Origin of the sequence: Pseudomonas sp. NY15435 (assembly GCF_048068295.1) — a bacterium.
Taxonomy (GTDB): Bacteria; Pseudomonadota; Gammaproteobacteria; order Pseudomonadales; family Pseudomonadaceae; genus Pseudomonas.
Window position 1 is genome coordinate 36,020 of record NZ_JBLUQA010000006.1, and the last position, 20,286, is coordinate 56,305.

General features: G+C 66.6%; 15 protein-coding genes and 1 riboswitch. Of the genes, 4 read left to right on the forward strand and 11 right to left on the reverse strand.

What is annotated here, in order from left to right; all coding sequences use genetic code 11:
- Positions 1–9: 9 nt before the first annotated feature.
- From ACNFH5_RS15635 to ACNFH5_RS15675, 9 genes are all read right to left on the reverse strand, one after another.
- Entirely contained in the window at positions 10–846 is an 837-nt protein-coding gene (locus tag ACNFH5_RS15635) for a DUF4824 family protein (protein ID WP_416747401.1), read from the reverse strand.
- Positions 843–1,916: a DUF2157 domain-containing protein gene (locus ACNFH5_RS15640; protein ID WP_416747402.1), complete on the reverse strand. Its 1,074-nt coding sequence runs from the start codon at positions 1,914–1,916 to the stop codon at positions 843–845. The genes ACNFH5_RS15635 and ACNFH5_RS15640 overlap by 4 nt, the downstream gene beginning before the upstream one ends.
- A 242-nt stretch (positions 1,917–2,158) precedes the next feature.
- Positions 2,159–3,967 carry an allophanate hydrolase gene (atzF, locus tag ACNFH5_RS15645; RefSeq protein WP_416747404.1) on the reverse strand — a complete coding sequence of 603 codons (1,809 nt, stop codon included), beginning with the start codon at positions 3,965–3,967 and terminating at the stop codon, positions 2,159–2,161.
- A 322-nt stretch (positions 3,968–4,289) separates the two neighbouring features.
- On the reverse strand, positions 4,290–8,105 hold the full coding sequence (locus ACNFH5_RS15650; RefSeq protein ID WP_416747406.1) for a 5-oxoprolinase/urea amidolyase family protein: 3,816 nt from the start codon (positions 8,103–8,105) through the stop codon (positions 4,290–4,292).
- Between the two features lie 265 nt (positions 8,106–8,370).
- The gene (locus ACNFH5_RS15655; RefSeq protein ID WP_416747408.1) at positions 8,371–9,006 is read right to left on the reverse strand and encodes an urea amidolyase associated protein UAAP2; all 636 of its coding nucleotides are present in this window, start codon (positions 9,004–9,006) and stop codon (positions 8,371–8,373) included.
- 11 nt (positions 9,007–9,017) lie between these two features.
- Positions 9,018–9,737: an urea amidolyase associated protein UAAP1 gene (locus tag ACNFH5_RS15660; protein WP_416747410.1), complete on the reverse strand. Its 720-nt coding sequence runs from the start codon at positions 9,735–9,737 to the stop codon at positions 9,018–9,020.
- A gap of 10 nt (positions 9,738–9,747) precedes the next feature.
- Positions 9,748–10,554, reverse strand: a complete 807-nt coding sequence (locus ACNFH5_RS15665; RefSeq protein WP_416747412.1) for an ABC transporter ATP-binding protein — start codon at positions 10,552–10,554, stop codon at positions 9,748–9,750.
- The gene (locus ACNFH5_RS15670; RefSeq protein WP_416747414.1) at positions 10,551–11,366 is read right to left on the reverse strand and encodes an ABC transporter permease; all 816 of its coding nucleotides are present in this window, start codon (positions 11,364–11,366) and stop codon (positions 10,551–10,553) included. The genes ACNFH5_RS15665 and ACNFH5_RS15670 overlap by 4 nt, the downstream gene beginning before the upstream one ends.
- 113 nt (positions 11,367–11,479) lie before the next feature.
- Entirely contained in the window at positions 11,480–12,544 is a 1,065-nt protein-coding gene (locus tag ACNFH5_RS15675; RefSeq protein ID WP_416747416.1) for a putative urea ABC transporter substrate-binding protein, read from the reverse strand.
- 58 nt (positions 12,545–12,602) lie between these two features.
- Positions 12,603–12,701: riboswitch (guanidine-I (ykkC/yxkD leader) on the reverse strand.
- Between the two features lie 266 nt (positions 12,702–12,967).
- Here ACNFH5_RS15675 and ACNFH5_RS15680 point away from each other — a divergent pair.
- Positions 12,968–13,225, forward strand: coding sequence for a DUF1145 domain-containing protein (locus ACNFH5_RS15680; protein WP_045209740.1), 258 nt, complete (start codon positions 12,968–12,970; stop codon positions 13,223–13,225).
- A 480-nt stretch (positions 13,226–13,705) separates the two neighbouring features.
- On the opposite strand, the gene ACNFH5_RS15685 is transcribed toward ACNFH5_RS15680, so the two are convergent.
- Complete coding sequence (locus ACNFH5_RS15685; protein ID WP_416747418.1) at positions 13,706–14,614, reverse strand: LysR family transcriptional regulator; 909 nt, start codon at positions 14,612–14,614, stop codon at positions 13,706–13,708.
- 97 nt (positions 14,615–14,711) lie between these two features.
- Between ACNFH5_RS15685 and ACNFH5_RS15690 the strand changes: the two genes are divergently transcribed.
- The 3 genes from ACNFH5_RS15690 to lapD all read left to right on the forward strand — a co-directional run bounded on the left by ACNFH5_RS15690 (position 14,712) and on the right by lapD (position 19,576).
- Positions 14,712–16,685, forward strand: a complete 1,974-nt coding sequence (locus ACNFH5_RS15690; protein WP_416747420.1) for an alkyl/aryl-sulfatase — start codon at positions 14,712–14,714, stop codon at positions 16,683–16,685.
- Positions 16,686–16,910: 225 nt separating this feature from the next.
- On the forward strand, positions 16,911–17,558 hold the full coding sequence (lapG, locus tag ACNFH5_RS15695; RefSeq protein WP_416747422.1) for a cysteine protease LapG: 648 nt from the start codon (positions 16,911–16,913) through the stop codon (positions 17,556–17,558).
- 74 nt (positions 17,559–17,632) lie between these two features.
- Positions 17,633–19,576, forward strand: a complete 1,944-nt coding sequence (lapD, locus tag ACNFH5_RS15700; RefSeq protein ID WP_416747424.1) for a cyclic di-GMP receptor LapD — start codon at positions 17,633–17,635, stop codon at positions 19,574–19,576.
- Positions 19,577–19,848: 272 nt separating this feature from the next.
- Here the strand turns inward: lapD and ACNFH5_RS15705 are convergent, their stop codons facing one another.
- A complete protein-coding gene (locus ACNFH5_RS15705) occupies positions 19,849–20,178 on the reverse strand; it encodes a hypothetical protein (RefSeq protein ID WP_024767779.1) in 330 nt (109 codons plus the stop codon).
- Between the last annotated feature and the right edge of the window lie 108 nt (positions 20,179–20,286).

A 20,286-nucleotide genomic window follows, 5' to 3' on the forward strand; every position in this document is an offset into this window, starting at 1 on the left:
AGGGGGCGGTCAGGGCATGTCGATGCGCTTGATCCACGGTTCCAGGCGCTGGCCGAAGGCGACTTCGGCGACGAAGGGCTGGGCGCGCCCGTCTGCTGCCCGGTGAGGCTGCGCGGTGATCTGGTCCAGGCGCTCGCGCCACTGGTAGGGCACGTTGAGGCTGTCGGTGCCGATGGCAGTGGCGGTGCCGCCGAGTGTCCAGATGTGCTGGTAGTAGTTGGAGACGGGGCGTACCTGGCCGTGGACGATGAGGTAGCGCTGCCGATCGGGATAGCGTGCGCGCAGCGTTTGCAGGTCCAGGCCGACGTCCTTGAGCAGCAGGCGCGTGTCGGTCTTCTCCTCGCTGTCCAGCTCGCGGCGGATGAAGTCGCGCTCGTCCGCCAGCCGGGCATTCTGCGGCGCGGCATCGGCGGCCTGGCGCGCCTCATCGAGGCGCTTGCGGGTCAGCTGCACTTCGCGCTCGTACAGCGGCCCGTTGAGCTCCAGCACCAGCAGGGCATCGCGCGATTGCTGGCGGCCGAAGCGTCGGGCGCTGTTGTCATCCACCTGTTCGGGCATGGCGAAGCCGAGTTCGGCCATCTTCTGGCCGTCGAGGGCGGGCTGCCAGCCACGGCTGTGCTGCCGCGCCTCTTCGTCCCGGCTGGGCGTGCGCCAGCGCAGGCGCAGGCTCAGGCCGCTGTTTTCCTTGTACCAGTCGCTGTTGCGCAGCAGCTCGCGCTGGCTGAGCGGCAGCACGCTGTCCGGCTCGCCGGAGCGGTTCCAGGCGACGCCGGCCAGGGCCACCGCGTTGACCAGCAGGATCAGGCCGACACCGCCGGCCAGGGCATGGGTGCGTGTCCAGTTCATGGGCGAGCTCCCAGCAGGCCGTGGGCCCGGCGCAGGCGACGCAGCACCAGCAGGATCAGCACCGCGCACAGACCCAGGACGAGAAAGAACAGGTACTTGGGCATCATCTCCCACCACCAGTCGAAGAACTTGGTGTAGAGGAAGATCACGAAGAAGGTCAGGCCGGTATTCACCACTTCAGGCCACTCGCGGCGCGCGCCAAGCCAGATGACCAGCGCCGAGACGATAAAGCCGAGTACCTGATAGAGGCTCTCCACCGTGGCGAAGCCCAGGGGCAGGTAGCTGCCGCTGCCCCAGTTGGCCAGCACCAGCATCGGCAGAAACACCCCGAGCAGGCCAAGCACCCGGTAAATCGCGGCGAAGCCATCGAAGCGGTTCTGCGCGATGAGCGAGGGAACGAAGAAGATCAGCAGGGCGGCGGGGAAGAAGTTCTCCGGGCGCTCGCCCACATCCAGCCAGTAGACGCCACTCCAGGTGCCGACCCGTGCGGCGACGTAGCCCATCACGCAGATCAGCGCGGCGGCCAGCAGCAGGCGCGTGTTGCAGGTGTAGGCGAGCACCAGGGCGTAGGCGGCCCAGGGTAGCAGGGCCTTGTCCGACGGCGTGATGTTGAAGATCTGCCCAACCATCACGACGTTCAATACGAAGCAGGCGAAGGCCAGCATGGCACCGAGTTTGGCGAAGTAGCCGGAGGCGTCGCGCCGCTGCAGGATCAGGGTCAGCAACAGGCTGATGAGCGAGGCGCTGATGAGGATGACGACCTGTACGCCTTCGCTGAACAGGCCCCAGAACTGGTAGAAGAGGAAGAACAGGCTCGCGGCCAGCGCCAGCGCGCCGAGGAACGAGGCGATGCGCATGCCCAGCGAGAGGCGATGGTCCTGGCTGTCGCGGTCGATGTCGAAGCGCGCGCGGTAATCGGCGAGCAGGCGTTGCTGGTGGTCGTGCAGGCGGTCGCGCTGGGTGGTATCGAGGACGAGCGCGCCTTCGTCATGCAGGCGGCGCAGCTCGCGGTCGAACGCCAGGATATCGTTGACGCGGTGCTGCGCCTGCTGGTGGCTGAGGTCGGGCATGGCCGGTCCTTGCGGCGGGTGATGCTGGGACTCTAGCTGGTGGCGCGGCGGGGTTCCATGGGTTTGCCGATAACCATTTGCGCGTGGTCGGGCTATCGCGGACGGAGTCCGCTCCTGCGCGGTGCCCACCCTCTACGCCCACACATCCACGATGCCGCGGACCTGTAGGAGCGAGCTCGCTCGCGAACAAACCTCGGTGGCGGAGACTGTTCGCGAGCAAGCTCGCTCCTACGAAAAGCCGCTCAGCTGTGGCTGTGCAGCCACGCCCGCCAACCGCCGAAATGGCTGATGTCCTCGGCGCCGTCCAGGCCCCAGACGTCGCAGATGAAGCCGGTTTCCCAGCTGCCGTCCTCCAGTTGCACCTTGCCCAGCCCCAGCGGCGCAGGAATGCCGGTGAGGAAGGAGCCCAGTTCGGCACTGGGCAGTTCCCAGACTTCCACCTCGATGGCCACGCCATCGTCGGCCACGCGCAGCATGCCGGGGCGCAGCGGCGGGCCGCCGGCGAGGGCATAGAGCTTGTAGGCCGGTGCGCTCCGGGTGGCGCGCAGCAGGCGGGCGCCGCGCTGGCGCAGCTGCCAGTTCAGCGCCAGGCCGTCGAGGTGCGCGCCACATACCACCAGGCGCGCACGGTCGTTGCGCGCGGCGTTGGCGGAGGACGCCGGGGCGATGGCGTTGCCGCCGATGAGTGGCAGGTTGTGCTGGCGCTGCAGGGCGTCAGCCACGCCAAGCAGGTACTGGTCGGTGAAGGCGCGGCCGAACAGCGTCACGCCCCAGGGCAGGCCGTTGTCCATGATTGCGCTGGGTACCGCCACGGCGGCGTAGTCCAGCAGGTTCATGAAGTTGGTGTAGTAGCCCAGGTCCGAATTGCGTTTCACCGGTTCGGCGTGCAGCTCCTCCAGCGTTACCGGGCGGCCGATGGTGGGGGTGAGCACGCAGTCGAGGTCGGCGAGGATTGCATCGCACTGCGTCTTGAGTTCCTGCAGCCGGTACTGCGCACGGAACGCCTGCACGGCGGTGGCGCCGGGGGCTTTCGCCAGCACGTCGCGGATCACTGGCAGCACGGCCTGCGGGTCGCGCTCGATCAGCTCGCCGGCCACGCTGTAGCGCTCGGCGACCCACGGCCCCTCATAGAGCAGGCGCGCGGCTTCGAGGAAGGGGGCGAAGTCGATCTCCCGAGCCTCGCCGCCCAGCGCCTTGAGCTGGTCGAGGGCGTCGGTGAACAGCACCGGGCCTTCGTGGCAGCCGAAAAATTCCAATTGATCGGCGCGGGGAACACCGAAGCGAAATGGCTTGGGCGCACCGAAGGCGCTGACGTCGTTCCACGCCGGGTTGGCGCGGCTGTAGCCGTCCTGCGGATCGAGCTTGGCAGTCAGAGCCAGAAGCTCGCTGGCCTCGGCGGCACTGGCGGTGAAGTAGGTGATGCAGTCCAGCGTGCGGCAGGCCGGCACCAGGCCGTGGTTGGACAGCAGGCCCTTGCTCGGCTTGAGACCGAGCAGACCGTTGAGCGCCGCTGGCACGCGGCCGGATCCGGCGGTGTCGGTACCCAGGGCGAAGCTCGCCACCCCCAGAGCCACCGCCAGCGAAGAGCCAGCGCTGGAGCCGCCGGACGGGTACTCCGGCAGTACGCTGTTGCGGCATTCGCCGTAGGGCGAACGGGTGCCGTTGAGGCCGGTGGCGAACTGGTCGAGATTGGTCTTGCCCAGCGGAATGGCGCCCAGGTCGATCAGCTGTTGCACCAGCGTCGCGGAGGTTTTCGGCGTGTAGGCGAAGGCCGGGCAGGCGGCGGTGGTGGGGACGCCGGCGAGGTCGATGTTGTCCTTGATGGCGAAGGGGATGCCGTAGAGAGGCAGGCTATCCGGCGACTTGTCGTCCAGGGCGGCCAGGTAGGGTTCCAGTTCTTCCAGGCTGAGAAAGTGGATGAACAGGTGGTAGTCCGGGTTCAGTGCGGCGGCCTTGTTGCGCAGTCCGGCGATCAGTTGGCGCGGCGTGGCGCGGCCTTCGCGGTAGGCGGCACGCAGGGCGGCGAGGCGGAGGTCGAAGGTGATGGGCATGGTTGAGGTTCCTGTGCTGGGCGCAGCCCCTCTCCCCGGCCCTCTCCCTGAAGGGAGAGGGGGAAGAGCAGTCCGGCGCGGTGTCGGGTTCAATCCACTGGCTTGGCCGTGGTTTCAGGATGAATCGGATTTTTTCCCCGCTTCGGACGGCCCTCTCCCTGAAGGGAGAGGGGGAAGAGCAGTTCGGCGCGGGTCTGACAATGGGTTTCAGGATGAGTCGGGTGTGGCCTCTTGCTCCGGACGGCTCCCTCTCCCGCTTGAGGAGCGGGGCGCGCAGCCAGGGCTGGGGAGAGGGGCTCTACGCAACATCGGCTACGTCAGCTCAAGCCTCCTCCATCACCACCACCCGCTGCCCGGCGCGCACTGGTGAGCCGGGCTGCACGCGGACTTCGCGCACCACGCCGTCGCGCGGGGCGGTGAGGGGAATTTCCATCTTCATGGACTCGAGGATCACCAGGATGTCGCCCGCCTTCACGCTGGCGCCGGCTTCCACCTGCACCTGCCAGAGGTTGCCGGCGATGTGGCTTTCGACGGCGTGCTGGCCGGCGCCGAGCGGGGCGTCCTCGCCGCTGTCGATGGCGGCCTCCTCGCTTTCGAAATGTGCCTGGCCCGAGGCGATCCAGCGCTCGCGCTCAGCATCGAAGGCGGCACGCTGGTGGCTGCGGAATTCGGCAATGCTCGCGGCTTCCTCGGCGAGGAACTGCTGGTAGTCCGCCAGGCGCAGCTCGCTTTCTTCGATGCGCAACGGATAGCGGCCCAGCGGGAAGTCGCGGCGGATGCGCAGCAGGTCGTCCGCCGACACCGGGTAGAAGCGGATCTGGTCGAAGAAGCGCAGCAGCCAGGGTTTGCCGTCGAACGCCGCGACCTCGCGGTAGCGGTTCCACATCTGCAGGGTGCGGCCGACGAACTGGTAGCCGCCGGGGCCTTCCATGCCGTAGACGCACAGGTAGGCGCCGCCGATGCCGACCGAGTTCTCCGCCGTCCAGGTGCGCGCGGGGTTGTACTTGGTGGTCACCAGGCGGTGGCGTGGGTCCAGTGGCGTGGCCACCGGCGCGCCGAGGTAGACGTCGCCCAGGCCCATCACCAGGTAGCTGGCCTCGAACACGGTGCGATACACCGCCTCGAGGTCCGGCAGTTCGTTGATGCGGCGGATGAACTCCAGGTTGCTCGGACACCAGGGCGCGTCCTTGCGCACGGTGGTCATGTATTTCTCGATGGCCAGCTGGCAGGCCGGGTCGTCCCAGGACAGCGGCAGGTGCACGATGCGCGACGGTACCTTGAGGTCCTGCGCGGCGCAGACGGCGTCCCACAGGCCGGCGACGGTTTCCAGCAAGGTTTCCAGTGAGAGGGTTTCCGGCTGGTAGTGCACCTGCAGCGAGCGGATGCCGGGGGTGAGGTCGATTACGCCGTCGAGGTCTTTGGCCTCCAGCGCCTGCATCAGCGCGTGGGCGCGGAAGCGCAGGACCAGGTCCAGCTCGGGCTGGCCGATTTCCAGCAGCAGGTGAGTGTCGCCGGCGAGGCGCGCGACCAGGCGTGTGTCGTCCTGGCCGAGGTCGAGGACGATGGGGGAGGTGAGCGCGGTGCTCGGGCTACCCTCACTCCCCGCCTTCTCCTGCACGCGGGAGAGGGGGCTGTCCGCTTGGCCGGATAGCACTGCAATCGCCGGTAGCTCCGCACTGCCCCCTCTCCCTCCGGGAGAGGGTTGGGGTGAGGGGAAAACGGCGCTGCCGGAGCTGGACTCTCCTGTAGGAGCGAGCTTGCTCGCGAACCCGCCCAGCTCCTGGACCTCCGGCAGAATGCGTTCGCGAGCAAGCTCGCTCCTACAGGGAGTCCGGTATTCGGCGGTTTGGGAGCGGCTCAGCGAGCGGGCGGTGGAGATATCGACGGGCACGAACCGCACCTTGTCTCCCGCCTTGAGCTGGCCAAGCTGCCAGAGGTCGGCCTCGATCACCGTCACCGGGCAGACGAAGCCGCCCAGGCTCGGACCGTCCGGGCCGAGGATCACCGGCATGTCGCCGGTGAAGTCCACCGCGCCGATGGCGTACGGATTGTCGTGGATGTTCGACGGGTGCAGGCCGGCTTCGCCGCCGCTCTCGCGCACCCATTCCGGCTTCGGGCCGATCAGGCGCACGCCGGTGCGGCTGGAGTTGAAGTGCACTTCCCAGTTGGTGGCGAAGAAGGTCTCGATGTAGGCCGCGGTGAAGTATTCCGGCGCACCGTGGGGGCCGTAGATCACGCGGATGCTGCGCACGGCCGGGAGGTCGGTGCGCAGTGCCACTGGCAGACTGTCGCCGTGGCTCGCGTCTTCCAGCGTGTCGAGGTGCAGCACATCACCGGCGCGCAGGGCGCGGCCACCGTGGCCGCCGAACTGGCCGAGGGTGAAGGTGCTCTTGCTGCCCAGATAATCCGGCACCTGCAGGCCGCCGCGCAGGCACAGGTAGCTGCGGGCGCCGGCGCCGCCGACGGTGCCTAGGCTGAGCGTAGAGCCGGCGGCGATGAGCAGTGCGGTATCCATCGGCTGTTCGACGCCGTCCAGGCTGATCGGCAGCGCCGCGCCGGTGACGGCCACGACCGCGTCAGTGTTGAAGCGCAGGGTCGGGCCGCTCATGGTGATTTCCAGCGCGGCAGCGCCTTCGGCATTGCCAAGAAGGACATTGCCCAGGCGCAGCGCGCGATCGTCCATCGGCCCGGACGGCGGCACGCCCACGGCCCAGTAGCCGAGGCGGCCGGGGTAGTCCTGCACGCTGGTCTGGGTGCCGGCGCTGAGTACTTCGAAGGTCTGCGCGCGGTAGCGCAGGCCTTCCAGGCAGCGCGTCCAGGGCGAGCCGCTGGCGAAGGGCGCGTCTTTGATGATCTGCCGCAGGTAGTCGCGGTTGCATTCCACGCCATAGAGCTGGCTGCCTTCGAGGGCGCGGTCGAGTCCGGCGCTGGCCTGCTCGCGGGTCGGCGCCCAGGCGATGAGCTTGGCGATCATCGGGTCGAAGTAGGGCGGAATCTCGCAGCCGGCCTCGACCCAGGTGTCGATGCGCAGGGCCTTGCCGTCGGCCGCCGGGAACTGCACGGCGGTGAGCAGGCCGGGGCAGGGCTGGAAGTCGCGGCCGGGGTCTTCTGCGTAAAGGCGTGCCTGGATCGCATGGCCGCTGGGCTTCAGCGCGGCGGCCAACTCGGCCAGGGGCGGCAGGTCACCGGCGGCCAGTTCGATCATCCAGCGCACCAGGTCGACGCCCCAGACCTGTTCGGTGACGCCGTGCTCCACTTGCAGGCGGGTGTTCACTTCGAGGAAGTAGAAGCGCTGCGCCTGGCTGTCGTAGACGAATTCCACGGTGCCGGCGCTGCGATAGCTGACGGCTTTCGCCAGCTGGATCGCCGCCGCGCACAGGGCCTCGGCCATGCCGGCGGGCAGGTTGGGCGCCGGGGTTTCTTCCAGCACCTTCTGGTTGCGTCGTTGTACCGAGCAGTCGCGCACGCCAAGGGCGATCACCTCGCCCTGGCCGTCGCCGAACACCTGTACTTCCAGGTGGCGGGCGCGCTCGATGTACTTCTCGATGAATACGCCCGAGTCGCTGAAGTTGTTCTGCCCCAGGCGTTTCACCGCGTCGAAGGCGTCGCGCAGTTCGTCTGCCGAGCGACACACGCGCATGCCGATGCCGCCGCCGCCGGCGGTGCTTTTCAGCATCACCGGGTAACCGACCTCTTCACCGGCGAGCAACGCGGCTTCGAGGTCGGGCAGCAGGTCGGTGCCTTCGAGCATCGGCACGCCCTGTTCGCGGGCCAGGGCGCGGGCCGTGTGCTTGAGGCCGAATACCCGCAGTTGCTCCGGCGTCGGGCCGACGAAGGCGATGCCGGCGGCTTCGCAGGCTTCGGCGAAGGCGGCATTCTCGGAAAGGAAGCCGTAGCCGGGGTGGATAGCCTGGGCGCCGCTGTCGTGGGCGGCCTGGAGAATCTTTTCCACTACCAGGTAGGTAGTGGACGCGGGCCCCTCGCCGAGGCTGATGGCCTGCGTTGCCTGCTGGATGTGCAGGCTGGCCATGTCGGCGTCGGAGTACACGGCCACGCCGTCCAGTTGCAGCTCGCGCAGGGTGCGCAGGATGCGGCAGGCGATAGCACCGCGGTTGGCGATCAGGAGCTTGTCGAACATGAGGGCGTCCCCATGGGGTGGCGGGCCGTCCCGCCATGATTCGGTGTGCACCACGGTCGTCCATGGCGCTGAAGCGCTTTTCGTAGGATCGAGGGGGGCGCCTAGCCCTTGCTCGCGAACCCCGCTTAACTCCGGCGCGGGGGCGGAGTTCGTTCGCGAGCAATAACGATGGCGTCCCCCTCGCTCCTACAGGTTCTCAGCGTCGGGCTGCATTGGGCGCTGCGGCTCTGGGCGAGCAGGAACAACCAGCGGCGCAGACGCGCGGTCAGTCCCATACCAGCAGCTCCGCCGGCGTCGGGTTCCAGCCGTTGCAGGGGTTGTTGAGCTGCGGGCAGTTGGAGATCAGGACGATGACGTCCATGTGCGCGATCAGTTCGACGTACTTGCCGGCGCCGGAGATGCCGTCCTCGAAGGTCAGGCCGCCTTCGGCGGTGACCGGCACGTTCATGAAGAAGTTGATGTTGTGGCTGATGTCGGCCTTGCTCAGGCGGCCGTCGTGCAGGCTGGCGCGCAGGAAGTTGTCGCGGCAGCTGTGCATGTAGCGCTTGTCCAGGGCGTAGCGCACGGTGTTGCTTTCCTGGGCGCAGGCGCCGCCGAGGGTGTCGTGGCGGCCACAGGTGTCGGCGGTGATGGTCAGCATCGGGTTGCCGAGGTTGGACCAGAGCACGCTGCCGGCGCTGAGGTAGACCTGCCCCTGTTTGCGCAGGGTGCGTTGCACGTCGTAGCGCTCGCGCGGGTTGGCGGCGCTGAAGAACAGCGTGTCTACCGCCTGGTTGCCTTCCAGGTCGAGGATGCGCAGGGTCTGTCCGGCCTTGAGTTCGGTGAGGCTGGGTTCGCCAGCCGCGATCAGGGTGCGCGAGACGCAGGCCTCGGGGTGTTTGTCGCTGGGGACGATGGGCATGCTCGCGCTCCTTACAGGTACTGGCGTTCGGTGTTGTGGAAGCCGCGGCCGTTCTCCGCGCGGGAAGTGCGGCAGAGCACGCTGATGCCGTCGGCGGCGACCTGCTGCCAGGTCAGGCCGGTGGGCTTGGGTGCGTATTGCGGGTTCGGGTCCAGCGGGTGTTGCAGGGCGGTGAGGACGACGAGGGTGTCCATCGGTGCGTAGAGCTCGACGAAATCGCCGGCTTTCGAGTTGCCCGGCGCGAAGTGGAAGCAGCCATCGGCGTCGACGTCCACGCGGCTGAACAGGTTCAGGCACATCAGCAGGTCCTGCAGGCGCATGTCCCACTTGCCCATTTCCACCAGCAGGTTGTCCACGCCGTTGCGGTAGAAGCCGTTGCGCAACTCCTGGTAGCGGCCCTGGCCGTATTTCTCCTGCACTTCGGCGGCGTTGAGCACGCCGCCGAAGCTGTCGTGCCAGCCGCAACTGTCGGCGGTGATGGCGGCCAGCACGCGGCCCATGTCCGAGTACAGGCAATGGCCAGCGGTCAGCTTGGCGGTGTGCTGGCACTTGAGGCTGTCGGGCAGGTTCAGCCGCTCGCTCTTCTCGGCGGCGTTGAACAGCAGGAGGCTGACGTTGCCGCCGCCTTCCAGGTCGGTCAGGCGCAGCACTTGGCCGCGCTTGAGGACGAAGGAGGTGTGGCCGCCGCCGGGGACGGTTTCTTCGTAGAGGGTGGTACGCAGGTCATTCATGGTGGGCTCCTTAGTAGGCCGGCGTGATCAGCGCAGCGGCGGCCGTTTCCAGGCGCGCGGCGAGCGGTTCGGGCAGGGCGGCGCGGGAGGCCTTGCGGTCGGCGTTGAGCGGGATGTCGTAGGTGATGCGGGCGCCGTAGGCGGTGGGCGCCTGCGGGTCGTGGCGGACCTTGTCGAAAACCAGCAGGCGAGTGCCCAGGCTGAAGCCCTCGGCGAGGTCGTGGGTGACCATGAACACGGTGAGGCGGGTTTCCTGCCACAGCTCCAGCAGCAGGGCGTGCATGTCCTTGCGGATGCCGGGGTCGAGCGCACCGAAGGGCTCGTCGAGCAACAGCACGCGCGGCTTCATCACCAACGCCTGGGCGATGGCCAGGCGCTGCTGCATGCCGCCGGAGAGGGCGCTGGGATACTGCTTGAGCGCATGGCCGAGGCCGACTCGTTCGAGCAGGGCGGCGGCCTGTTCGCGGGCTTCGCGCTTGGCGCTGCCCAGCAGCCGGCCGAGCAGCGGCGAGCGCGGCAGTTCCAGGCCGAGGGCGACGTTGTCCAGCACCGACAGGTGTGGAAACACCGAGTAGCGCTGGAACACCACGCCCCGGCTCGGGTCGGGCTCGCCCGGCAGCGGCTGGCCTTCGAGCAGCAGCTCGCCACGGCTGGGGCGCTCCTGGCCGAGCAGCAGGCGCAGGAAGGTGGACTTGCCACAGCCGGAGGCGCCGACCAGGGTGCAGAATTCGCCTTCCTTCACCTCGAGATTCAGGCGTTCGAGCACCACGTTGCCGTCGTACTCCTGCCAGACGTTGCGGACTTGAATGAAGCTCATGCCTTGCCTCCTTCGTACCAGGGGAAGGCGCGGCGGGTGAGGGCGCGCAGACCCCAATCCATCAGCCAGGCCAACGCGGTGATCCACACCACGTAGGGCAGGATCACGTCCATGGCCAGGTAGCGGCGTACGAGAAAGATGCGGTAGCCCAGGCCGTCGGTGGAGGCGATCGCCTCGGCGGCGATGAGGAACAGCCAGGCCGAGCCAAGCATCAGGCGCAGGGAAATCAGCAGGCGCGGCATCAGTTGCGGCAGCACCACGCGCAGGATCAGCGTCCAGGTGCTGGCGCCCAGGGTCTGCGCCTTGATCAGCAGCTCACGGGGGATTTCCCGGGCGCGCTGTTCGATGTCGCGGGCGATGCAGGGGGCGACGCCGATGACGATCAGCACCACCTTGGACAGCTCGCCGAGGCCGAAGACGATGAACAACACCGGCAGGATTGCCAGTGGCGGGATCATCGACAGCACAGTGAGCAGCGGCGACAGCGGCGCACCGAACAACGGCACGCTGCCGGCGGCGATGCCCAGCACCAGGCCGAGCAGGGCGGCAATACCCAGGCCCAGGCCGAGGCGTTGCAGGCTGGCGCCGGTGTCCTTCCAGAACAGCACTTCGCCGGTGCGTTTGTCCTCGTTGAAGGCCAGGCGGTTGACTGCGTCGGCCATCTGCGCGGCGCTGGGCAGCAGCTTGTCGTTGGGGTTCTCCGCCAGCCGTGACGCCGACCCGGTGAAGTAGGCGAACAGCAGCAGGGCGAAGGGCAGCAGTACCAGGAACAGGCGGCCGCTGCGGTCGGGGGTTCGGTTGATCAGGCGCATGCTTCGTACCTGTTGGTCGATAACCTGTAGGAGCGAGCTTGCTCGCGAACCGCACGGCGCCTTAGCGCCAAGCGAAACGCCGTTCGCGAGCAAGCTCGCTCCTACGAAGAGCGTCAGAGCTTGCCGTCCGCCGCCATCTGCACGTACGTCGGGTCGAAGCGCAGCTTGAGGTTCTTCGCATCCCCGGTGGACAGCCCACCGGCGAAGCTCATGCCCACCGCGTCGGCGCTCTTGGCGCCTTCGCCGAGCAGGCCGTGGGCGAAGGAGAAGGCCGCGACCTTGTCCATGGTCGCCGGCAGTTTCGGGCTGGTAGCGAAGGCCAGTGCTTCCTTCGGCGTGGCAAACAGCTTGGTGGTGGCGAGCTGGCTCTGGTAACCGGCGAGGTCGGTGCCCGAGGCTTTGGCCATGTGTTCCAGCGCGGCGCGGGTTTCGGCGCTGTCGCCCTGCATCAGCGCGACGGTCTCGAACCAGGCGCCGGTCAGGGCTTTGCCCAGCGCCGGGTTGTCTTTGAGCACCGCGCTGTTGACCACCATCATGTCCATGATTTCGCCGGGGACCTGGCTGGAGTTGAACACTTCGGTGGTGCCCGGTTTGGCGCGGGCCTCGGCGAGCATCGGGTTCCAGGTGGTAACGGCCTGTACGTCGTCGGTGTTGAAGGCGGCGGCGATGTCGGCGTCGGAGGTGTTCACCGTATTCACGTCCTTCTCGCTCAGGCGGGCGTTCTCCAGGGCGCGGGCGAGCAGGTAGTGGGAGACGGAAAGCTCCACCAGGTTGACGTTCATGCCCTTGAGGTCGGCCAGGGTCTTGCCTTCGCCCTTGATGACAATGCCGTCGTTGCCGTTGGAGAAGTCGCTGACGATCAGCGCGGTGGAGTCGACGCCACCGGCGGCGGGGATGGTCAGGGCGTCCATGTTGGTCATGGTGCAACCATCGAACTGGCCGGCGGTGTACTGGTTGATCGACTCGATGTAGTCGTTGAGCTGGGTGACCTTGATCTCTATGCCGTACTTCTTCGCCCACTTGTCGACGATGCCGTGGCTGGCCGCGTACTCCCAGGGCATCCAGCCGGCATAGATGGTCCAGCAGAGGTTGAAGCTGTTCTTCGGCGCGGCGGAGGCCGAGAGAGAGAAGGCGGCGAGACCGGCGGCGAATAGGGCAGAGAGGAGGGGCTTGCGCATGGAGAGTCTCCAGGTCGGTTGTCGGGCGGGCAGGAGTCGGGCGGCACGTGTCGCTCTCGTCTCCCGGGCTTTTGTCCCGCCGTGTAACCTCGCTGGAGGTCGATGACTCTCGGACCAGTCACTCGCTTCGCGAGCCGGAACCCTAGTCATCCATTGTCAGATTGTGGTGCCGCTGTCCGAGTGCTTCGGATCGTTCCTGCACAGCCGAGTCAAAGCGAGCAGCGTGCCAAGTTGGCGAAAGTGCCGGGGCAGAAGGGCTGCGGTGGAGTGGTGGATGTTTTTCGGTGCACGCGAGGGCATTCGCCTGCCCTCAAATGAAGCGTGGCGCCGCTTCCTGGTGCGCGGGCCAGTCGAAAGGCAGGAGCGTGGCGGGCGTGGCCGGCGGCAGACTGCTGCGACCTTCACCTTGAGGAATCCATCGCCATGTCCGAATTGCTGAGCTTTGCCAAGGGTGCGCTGACCATGTTCTGGGTCGCCGCCGTGCTCAACCTGATCTATCCCTTCGGCGAGCTGCATCGCCCGCTGCTGTGGCTCTCCGCGATCCTGCTGGTGGTGCATGTGGGCGAGGTGCTGTTGCTGGCGCGCCGGCGTTCGGTCACCGAGAAGGTGCAGGTCCTGCTGTTTGGCGTGCTGCACCTGCAGAGCCGCAAGCTTCGCCGTTTGGAAACTGTAAACGGCTGATTTACCCAAGCTTTACCTTCGCCTGTGGCACCGCCTTCTGACATGCATGTCTGATCTTGCGAGACCGGAAGAATGTACGCCCCGCATCCCGGCGGGGCGGCCGGCTCGCTTGATGGAGGCGCCATGCGTCGTATCTTTGCTGCTGCACTGTTGTTTCTCCCGCTGGTTGGCTGCGTGATTCTTCCGCCGCCGGGGCACGGTCACGGCGGTTGGCGGGATGGTCCTCGCTATTACCAGCCGGCGCCGCCGCCGGCGTACTACGGCGGCCCACAACACGGGTGGCGTCGGTGAAGGTCGAGCCAGAGCCCCACACCCCAACACTGGCGGCGCGCCCCGCTCCTCAAGCGGGAGAGAGACCGTTCGGTGCAGGGTGAAACCTCGGCATCAGATGGTAAGGGCGGCTCTTTCTCCCTGAGGGAGAGGGCCGGGGTGAGGAGGAAGCATTTGCGCCGAGCCTTTTCTGCTGCCCGCTGATTGCGCTCAAGACACGGTGTTGAAAGCCGCATCCTCCTCCAGCAACAACTCGACGAACTGGCTGGCCGCAGGCGACAGGCTGCGGCTGGCATGGCGCACCAGGGCGTAGGCGGAGCCGCGTCCAGCTACTTCGCCGCTGGGCCAGGGCAGAGTGGCGAGGTTTCCGGCTCGCACATCCGCGGCGACCACGTCCCAGGTCGCCAGGCACAGTACGTCACTGCCTTTCACCAGCTCCTTGAGCATCAGTACGTCATCGCATTGCACGCTCAGCGGCTGCTCGCGGCCGAAGGTGCGCGCCAGGCCTTCGTGGGCGTCACGCGGCAGGCGCGGGCCGGCCAACGGGTAGTCAAGTACGCTCTCGACCGTCGGCGGGGTTCCGAGCAAGGGGTGCCCTGGTCGGCAGAACAGCACGCCGCGATGCTCTCGTAGCGGCAGGATATCGAGACGAGTGTCACCCTCCAGTTCGCGGTAATCGGCGACGAACAGTTCCAACTCGTCGTCCAGCAGGCGTTGCTGCAGCTCGCCCCAGTTCTCGATGGAGAGCAGGATCGACACTTTGGGGTGCGCGCCGCTGTAGCGCGCCAATACCTGTGGCAGCAGCCGCGCACCGGGGAAGGGGCCGGCGCCCAGGCGCAGTTCGCCGGTTTCCAGGTCTGCCAGTTGCAGCACCGCATTCTTCAGCGCGCGGTCACCGGCCAGCAGGCGGCGGGCGTGTTCCAGCACCAGTCGGCCGTGGGCCGTGAGGGTCACGCCGCGCGGGTTGCGGTCCACCAGTTGGCAGCTCAACTGGCCTTCCAGCGTCTGGATGCTCCGCGACAGAGCGGGTTGACTAAGATTCACCGCATCGGCGGCACGGGCGAAGTGGCCGTGTTCGGCGAGGGCGACGAAGTGGCGTAGCTGGCGGAGATCGCTCATGCGCTTCCTGCATTGATAGTGAAATTGGAATGCATTGGAATTATTAGCGCGACGGCCGGCATAGTGCGAGCACAACAACAAATTCCGGAGTCCTCCGATGTCCCGTCTTTCCGCTGCCGTGCTGGTCGCCAGCCTCTGTCCTGGCCTGCTGCTCGCCGCCGAACAGCCCAAGCCCGCGACTTCCTTCACCCAGGCCGCCCAGGAGCAGGTGCGCCAGTCACTGCCCTTCGGTGATCGCGCCGATTTCGATCGGGTGGAGAAGGGGCTGATCAAGCGCCCCGATAACCTCATCATCAAGAACGATGACGGCAGCGTCGCCTGGCAGCTGGGCGACTACGACTTCATCAAGGCCGCCAAGGACATCGCCAGCGTCAACCCGAGCCTGATGCGCCAGGCGCAGCTGAACCTCAGCTACGGTCTGTTCAAGGTCACCGACGGTATCTACCAGGTGCGCGGCTATGACCTGGCCAATATCACCTTCATCCAAGGCAAGACCGGCTGGATCGTCATCGACACCCTGACCACCCCGGCGACCTCCAAGGCGGCCTACGCCCTGGTGAGCCAGGAGCTGGGGCAGAAGCCGATTCGCGCGATCATCTACAGCCACGCCCACGCCGACCATTTCGGTGGGGTGAAGGGGCTGGTCAGCCAGGAGCAGGTGGACAAGGGTGAGGTGCAGATCATTGCGCCCAAGGGCTTCATGGAAGCGGCGATCAAGGAAAACGTCATGGCCGGCAATGCCATGCTGCGCCGCGCCAGCTACCAGTACGGCACGTTGCTGCCCAAGGGGCCGAACGGCCAGGTGGACATGGCCATCGGCAAGGGCGTGGCGCACGGTCCGCTGAGCATCATCGCGCCGACCAAACTGATCGAGGGTGAGCTGCAGGACCTGGAAATCGATGGTGTTCCCTTCACCTTCCAGAACACCCCGGGCACCGAATCGCCGGCGGAGATGAACGTCTGGCTGCCGCAGCAGAAGGCGCTGCTGATGGCCGAGAACGTCACCGCCACGCTGCACAACCTCTACACCCTGCGCGGCGCCGAGACCCGCGACCCGTTGGGCTGGAGCAAGTACATCAACGAGGCGCTGCACCGTTTCGGCGACAAGGCCGAGGTGATGTTCGCGGTGCACAACTGGCCGCGCTGGGGGCACGAGGACATCGTCCATACCCTGGAGAAGCAGCGTGACATGTACGGCTACCTCAACGACCAGACCCTGCACCTGGCCAACAACGGGGTGACCATCAACCAGATCCACGAGCGCCTGAAGGTGCCGCCGGAGCTGGCCAACGAATGGTTCAACCGCGGCTACCACGGCAGCGTCAGCCACAACGTGCGTGCGGTGGTGAACAAGTACCTGGGCTATTACGACAGCAACCCGGCGACCTTGAACCCGCTGGCGCCGGAGGATTCGGCGAAGAAGTACGTCGAGTTCATGGGGGGGGCCGATCACTTGCTGCAGATGGCCAAGGCTTCGTTCGACAAGGGTGAATATCGCTGGGTGGTGGAGGTGCTGAACAAGCTGGTGTTCGCCGATCCGACCAACCAGGCCGCGCGCAACCTGCAGGCCGACGCCCTGGAGCAGCTCGGCTACCAGGCGGAGAACGCCGGTTGGCGCAACAGCTACCTGGTCGCCGCGCAGGAGCTGCGCAACGGCGTACCACGTAACCTGCCATCGCTGCGCGTCAGCAATCCCGATGCGCTGGCAGCCATGGATACCGGCCTGCTGTTCGACTACCTCGGCGTGCGCATGAATGCGCAGAAGGCCGAAGGCGAGGACTTCAGCATCAATCTGGTGCTGCCGGACAAGAACGAGCAGTACCTGCTGGAGCTGAAGAACTCGCACCTGAACAACATCAAGGGTGTGCAGAGCGAAAACGCCGGGCAGACCGTCACCATCGACCGCGCCGACCTCAACCGCCTGATGCTCAAGGAGGTCTCGCCGGTGCGCCTGGTGTTCGAGGGCAAACTCAAGAGCTCGGGCAATCCGCTGCTGCTGGCGAAGTTGTTCGGCATGCTCGAAGACTTCGACTTCTGGTTCGACATCGTGACCCCGCCCGAAAAGAGCTGAACGCGCTCCCCTCTGCGGCGCGGCTGACATCTCTCCAGGCCGCGTCATCCGGTGATGGCACAATGCAGTGATTGCATTGTGCCATTGTTTTTTTCGTGCCCAGTCTGCACCATGCGACCCCTGCGCCTGCAGCTGGTTGCCGGCGCTCGCAGTCGAGTAGTCGCGATCGTGTTGAGCCGTTGTTCCAGGGTGTGGCGTCGTTGCTGGCCGGGGCCGTTGGTCCTGATGCTGGCGGCTTCGCTCGGCGTCCTGGCGGGGGCACAGCAGGCCGAATGGGACTTCAAGCTGATCAGCCAGCAATCCACGCGCCTTTATGGGCCGTTGGGCGAAGGCCAGGTGCGCATCGATGCCTGGCAGAAGCTGCTCGCCCAACAGGCTGGCGCGGCGGAGCGCGATCAGCTGCAGGCGGTCAATCGCTTCTTCAACGACCAGCTGCGCTTTACCGACGACCTCAGCCTCTGGCACGAGGTGGACTACTGGGCCACGCCGGTTGAGGCGCTGCTCAAGGGAGCCGGCGATTGCGAGGATTTCGCCATCGCCAAGTACATCAGCCTGCGACACCTGGGCGTGCCGGCGCAGAAGCTGCGCATTACCTACGTCAAGGCACTGCGTTTGAACCAGGCGCATATGGTGCTGACTTATTACCCGAGGCCCGATGCCGTGCCGCTGGTGCTGGACAACCTGATCGGCAGCATCCTGCCGGCCAGCCAGCGCAGCGACCTGCAGCCGGTCTACGCGTTCAACGGCGAGGGCCTGTGGCTCGCCGGCAGCGGCGCGGGTGGCGGCAAGCAGGTGGGCGACAGCAAGCGGCTGTCGCGCTGGCAGGACCTGTTGAAGAAGATGAAGGGCGAAGGGTTCCCTTCGAATGAATAGTCCCTGAACCATTCGCGGCAGAACCAATAGCTGCACCGGCACGAATAGCTCCGATGAGGGAGCCTGGAGACACGATGTCCCTGTTCAAACAGTTGTTGATCGCCATCTGCCTGTTCCTGGTGGTCGCCTTCAGCGGCAGCTTCATGGTCGGCCTGGAAAGCTCGCGCGAGCAGTACGGCAACCAGCTGCGCTCCCACGCCCAGGACGCCGCCACCGCGCTGGGCCTGTCGCTGACGCCGAACATCGACGACCCGGCGATGGTCGAGCTGATGGTCAGCTCGATCTTCGACAGTGGCTATTTCGAGAGCATCCGCGTGATTGACCTGGCCACCGGCAAGGTGATGGTGGAGCGCACCGGGGTGCCCGACGCGGTGGCGGCCAAGGTGCCGCAGTGGTTCATCTCGTTGATCAACCTGCATTCGGCCGGTGGCGATGCCATCGTCAGCCGTGGCTGGACCCAGGCGGCGCGGGTCGAGGTGCTCAGCCACCCGATGTTCGCCATCGCCAAGCTCTGGCAGAGCGCCCTGGGCAGCCTGCTCTGGCTGGTGCTGTGCGGCATCGCCAGCGCCGTGCTCGGCGCCATCCTGCTACGCCGCCAGTTGAAGCCGCTGGACTACATGGTTGAGCAGTCCCACGCCATCGCCCGCCGCGAATTCCTCAGCCTGCCGGAGCTGCCGCGCACCCCTGAGCTGCGCCGCGTGGTACAGGCCATGAACCAGATGGTGGAGAAGCTCAAGGCGCTGTTCCAGGAGCAGGCCCAGCGCAGCGAACGCCTGCGCGACGAAGCCTACCAGGACAGCCTGACCGGGCTGGGCAACCGGCGTTTCTTTGACATGCAACTCAGCAACCGGCTGAGCGCCGAGGACCAGGTGAGCAGCGGCGTGCTGCTGGTGCTGCGGGTCAATGATCTCGCAGGACTCAACCAGCGTCTGGGCGGCCAGCGCGTCGATCAGCTGCTCAAGGCGGTAGCCGATCAGCTGCGGCTGGCCGGGCAGGGCCTGGGGGCCGGCCTGACCCTGGCGCGCAGCCGTGGCGGTGAGTTCGTGATGCTCGCGCCGGGACTGATGCCCGAGGACGCGCCGGCGCTGGCGATGCGCCTGGAAAGCATGCTGGCGGCACTGGTTACCACCGGTGCCAGCGATGTGAGTCCGGTTGCCTGCCTGGGATTGGTGCCGTTCGTTTCCGGCGAATCGGCGCAGGCGCTGTTGCAGCGCGCGGACGAGGCGCTGGTGCAGGCCGAGCGGCAGAACGACAGCTGCTGGGCCTTGCTCCAGGGCGGCGCCAAGCCGGTCGCCGAGGAGCGACACACCTGGCATCAACTGCTTGACGAGGCGCTGGTGCACAAGCGCTTCCAGCTGCATTTCCAGGCAGTGGTGTCCTGCGCCGATCCGCAGGTGGTGCTGCATTACAAGGTGCTCTCACGCTTGCCGGACGGGCAGGGCGGCAGCATCGCCGCCGGGCGCTTCCTGCCCTGGCTGGACCGCTTCGGCTGGACCGCTCGGTTGGACCTGTTGATGCTCGAAAGCGTGCTGGCGGACATGGCCAAACACAACCGCCCGCTGGCGCTGAACCTGTCCGCCGCGCTGCTGCGGGATGAGTGGGCGACCACTCGGGTGTTCGATCTGCTCAAGCAGCATCCGCAATTCGCCGGGCGCCTGACCCTGGAGCTGGAGGAAGACCAGTTGCCGGCGCAGCCGGTTCTCGAAGCCCTGACCCGCCGCCTCGGCGAGCTGGGTTATCGCCTGAGCCTGCAGCACTTTGGCGGGCGCTTCAGCATGATCGGCAACCTGGCGCGCCTCGGGCTGGCGTACCTCAAGGTCGATGGCAGCCATATCCGCCACATCGACCAGGAAAACGACAAGCGTCTGTTCATCGAGGCGATGCAGCGAGCCGCGCACAGCATCGACCTGCCGCTGATCGCCGAGCGCGTGGAGACGGCCGGGGAGTTCCGTGTGTTGAAAGAGATGGGGATTCAGGGCGTGCAGGGGCAGCTGTTCGGTGGGCCGGCGCCCTGGTGATGGATGTCGGGGCGGGGTGCTTTTCGTAGGAGCGGACTTTGTCCGCGATGTTTCCGTGCCGCTGATGAGCTTCGCGGACGGAGTCCGCTCCTACGAGGGCGGGCGTTTCTCTGGAAGTCTCTCGAGAGCTAAATCCAAAGTGCGGAGCGTGCCTTTCACGTAGGAGCGAGCTTGCTCGCGAACCTGGCCTCGCAGCGGAGCTTGTTCGCGAGCAAGCTCGCTCCTACAGGGGAGGGGATGCCGCGTGGCCATCGAGCAAAAGAAAACGGGGCTCAGATCAGCCCCGTTTCCTCGTCGTCGTTGATCAGCCGGGTCAGGCCGCCCAGGGCTTCCCGCGCCTGGGTCCGGTTGAGCAGCTTGGAGCGCGCGGCCGGCGGCAGGTCAGTGATGCGGATTACGCCCTTGGTGATCAGCACCGAGATCAAGTCTTCCAGTACCCGGATCATGTCCAGGTCGCTCTGCTTGAGCTGTAGCAGGCTGCTTTCGGCCGCCCAAGCCTGGATATCCGGATGGTCCGCCGGCAGTGTGCCGGTGGCGCCTTCGAATTCGGCGTCCTCGACGCGCGCCACTTTTCCCTCGGCGTTGCGCTGGATGTACAGCATCGACCCGTCCCCATTTCTCGTGATGTGAAGGAACGACAGCGGAATCATCCCAGGGATGATCCCGCTGTCGCCGTGTCAGAGCCTGATCGTTCGGACGCCTTGCGGCAA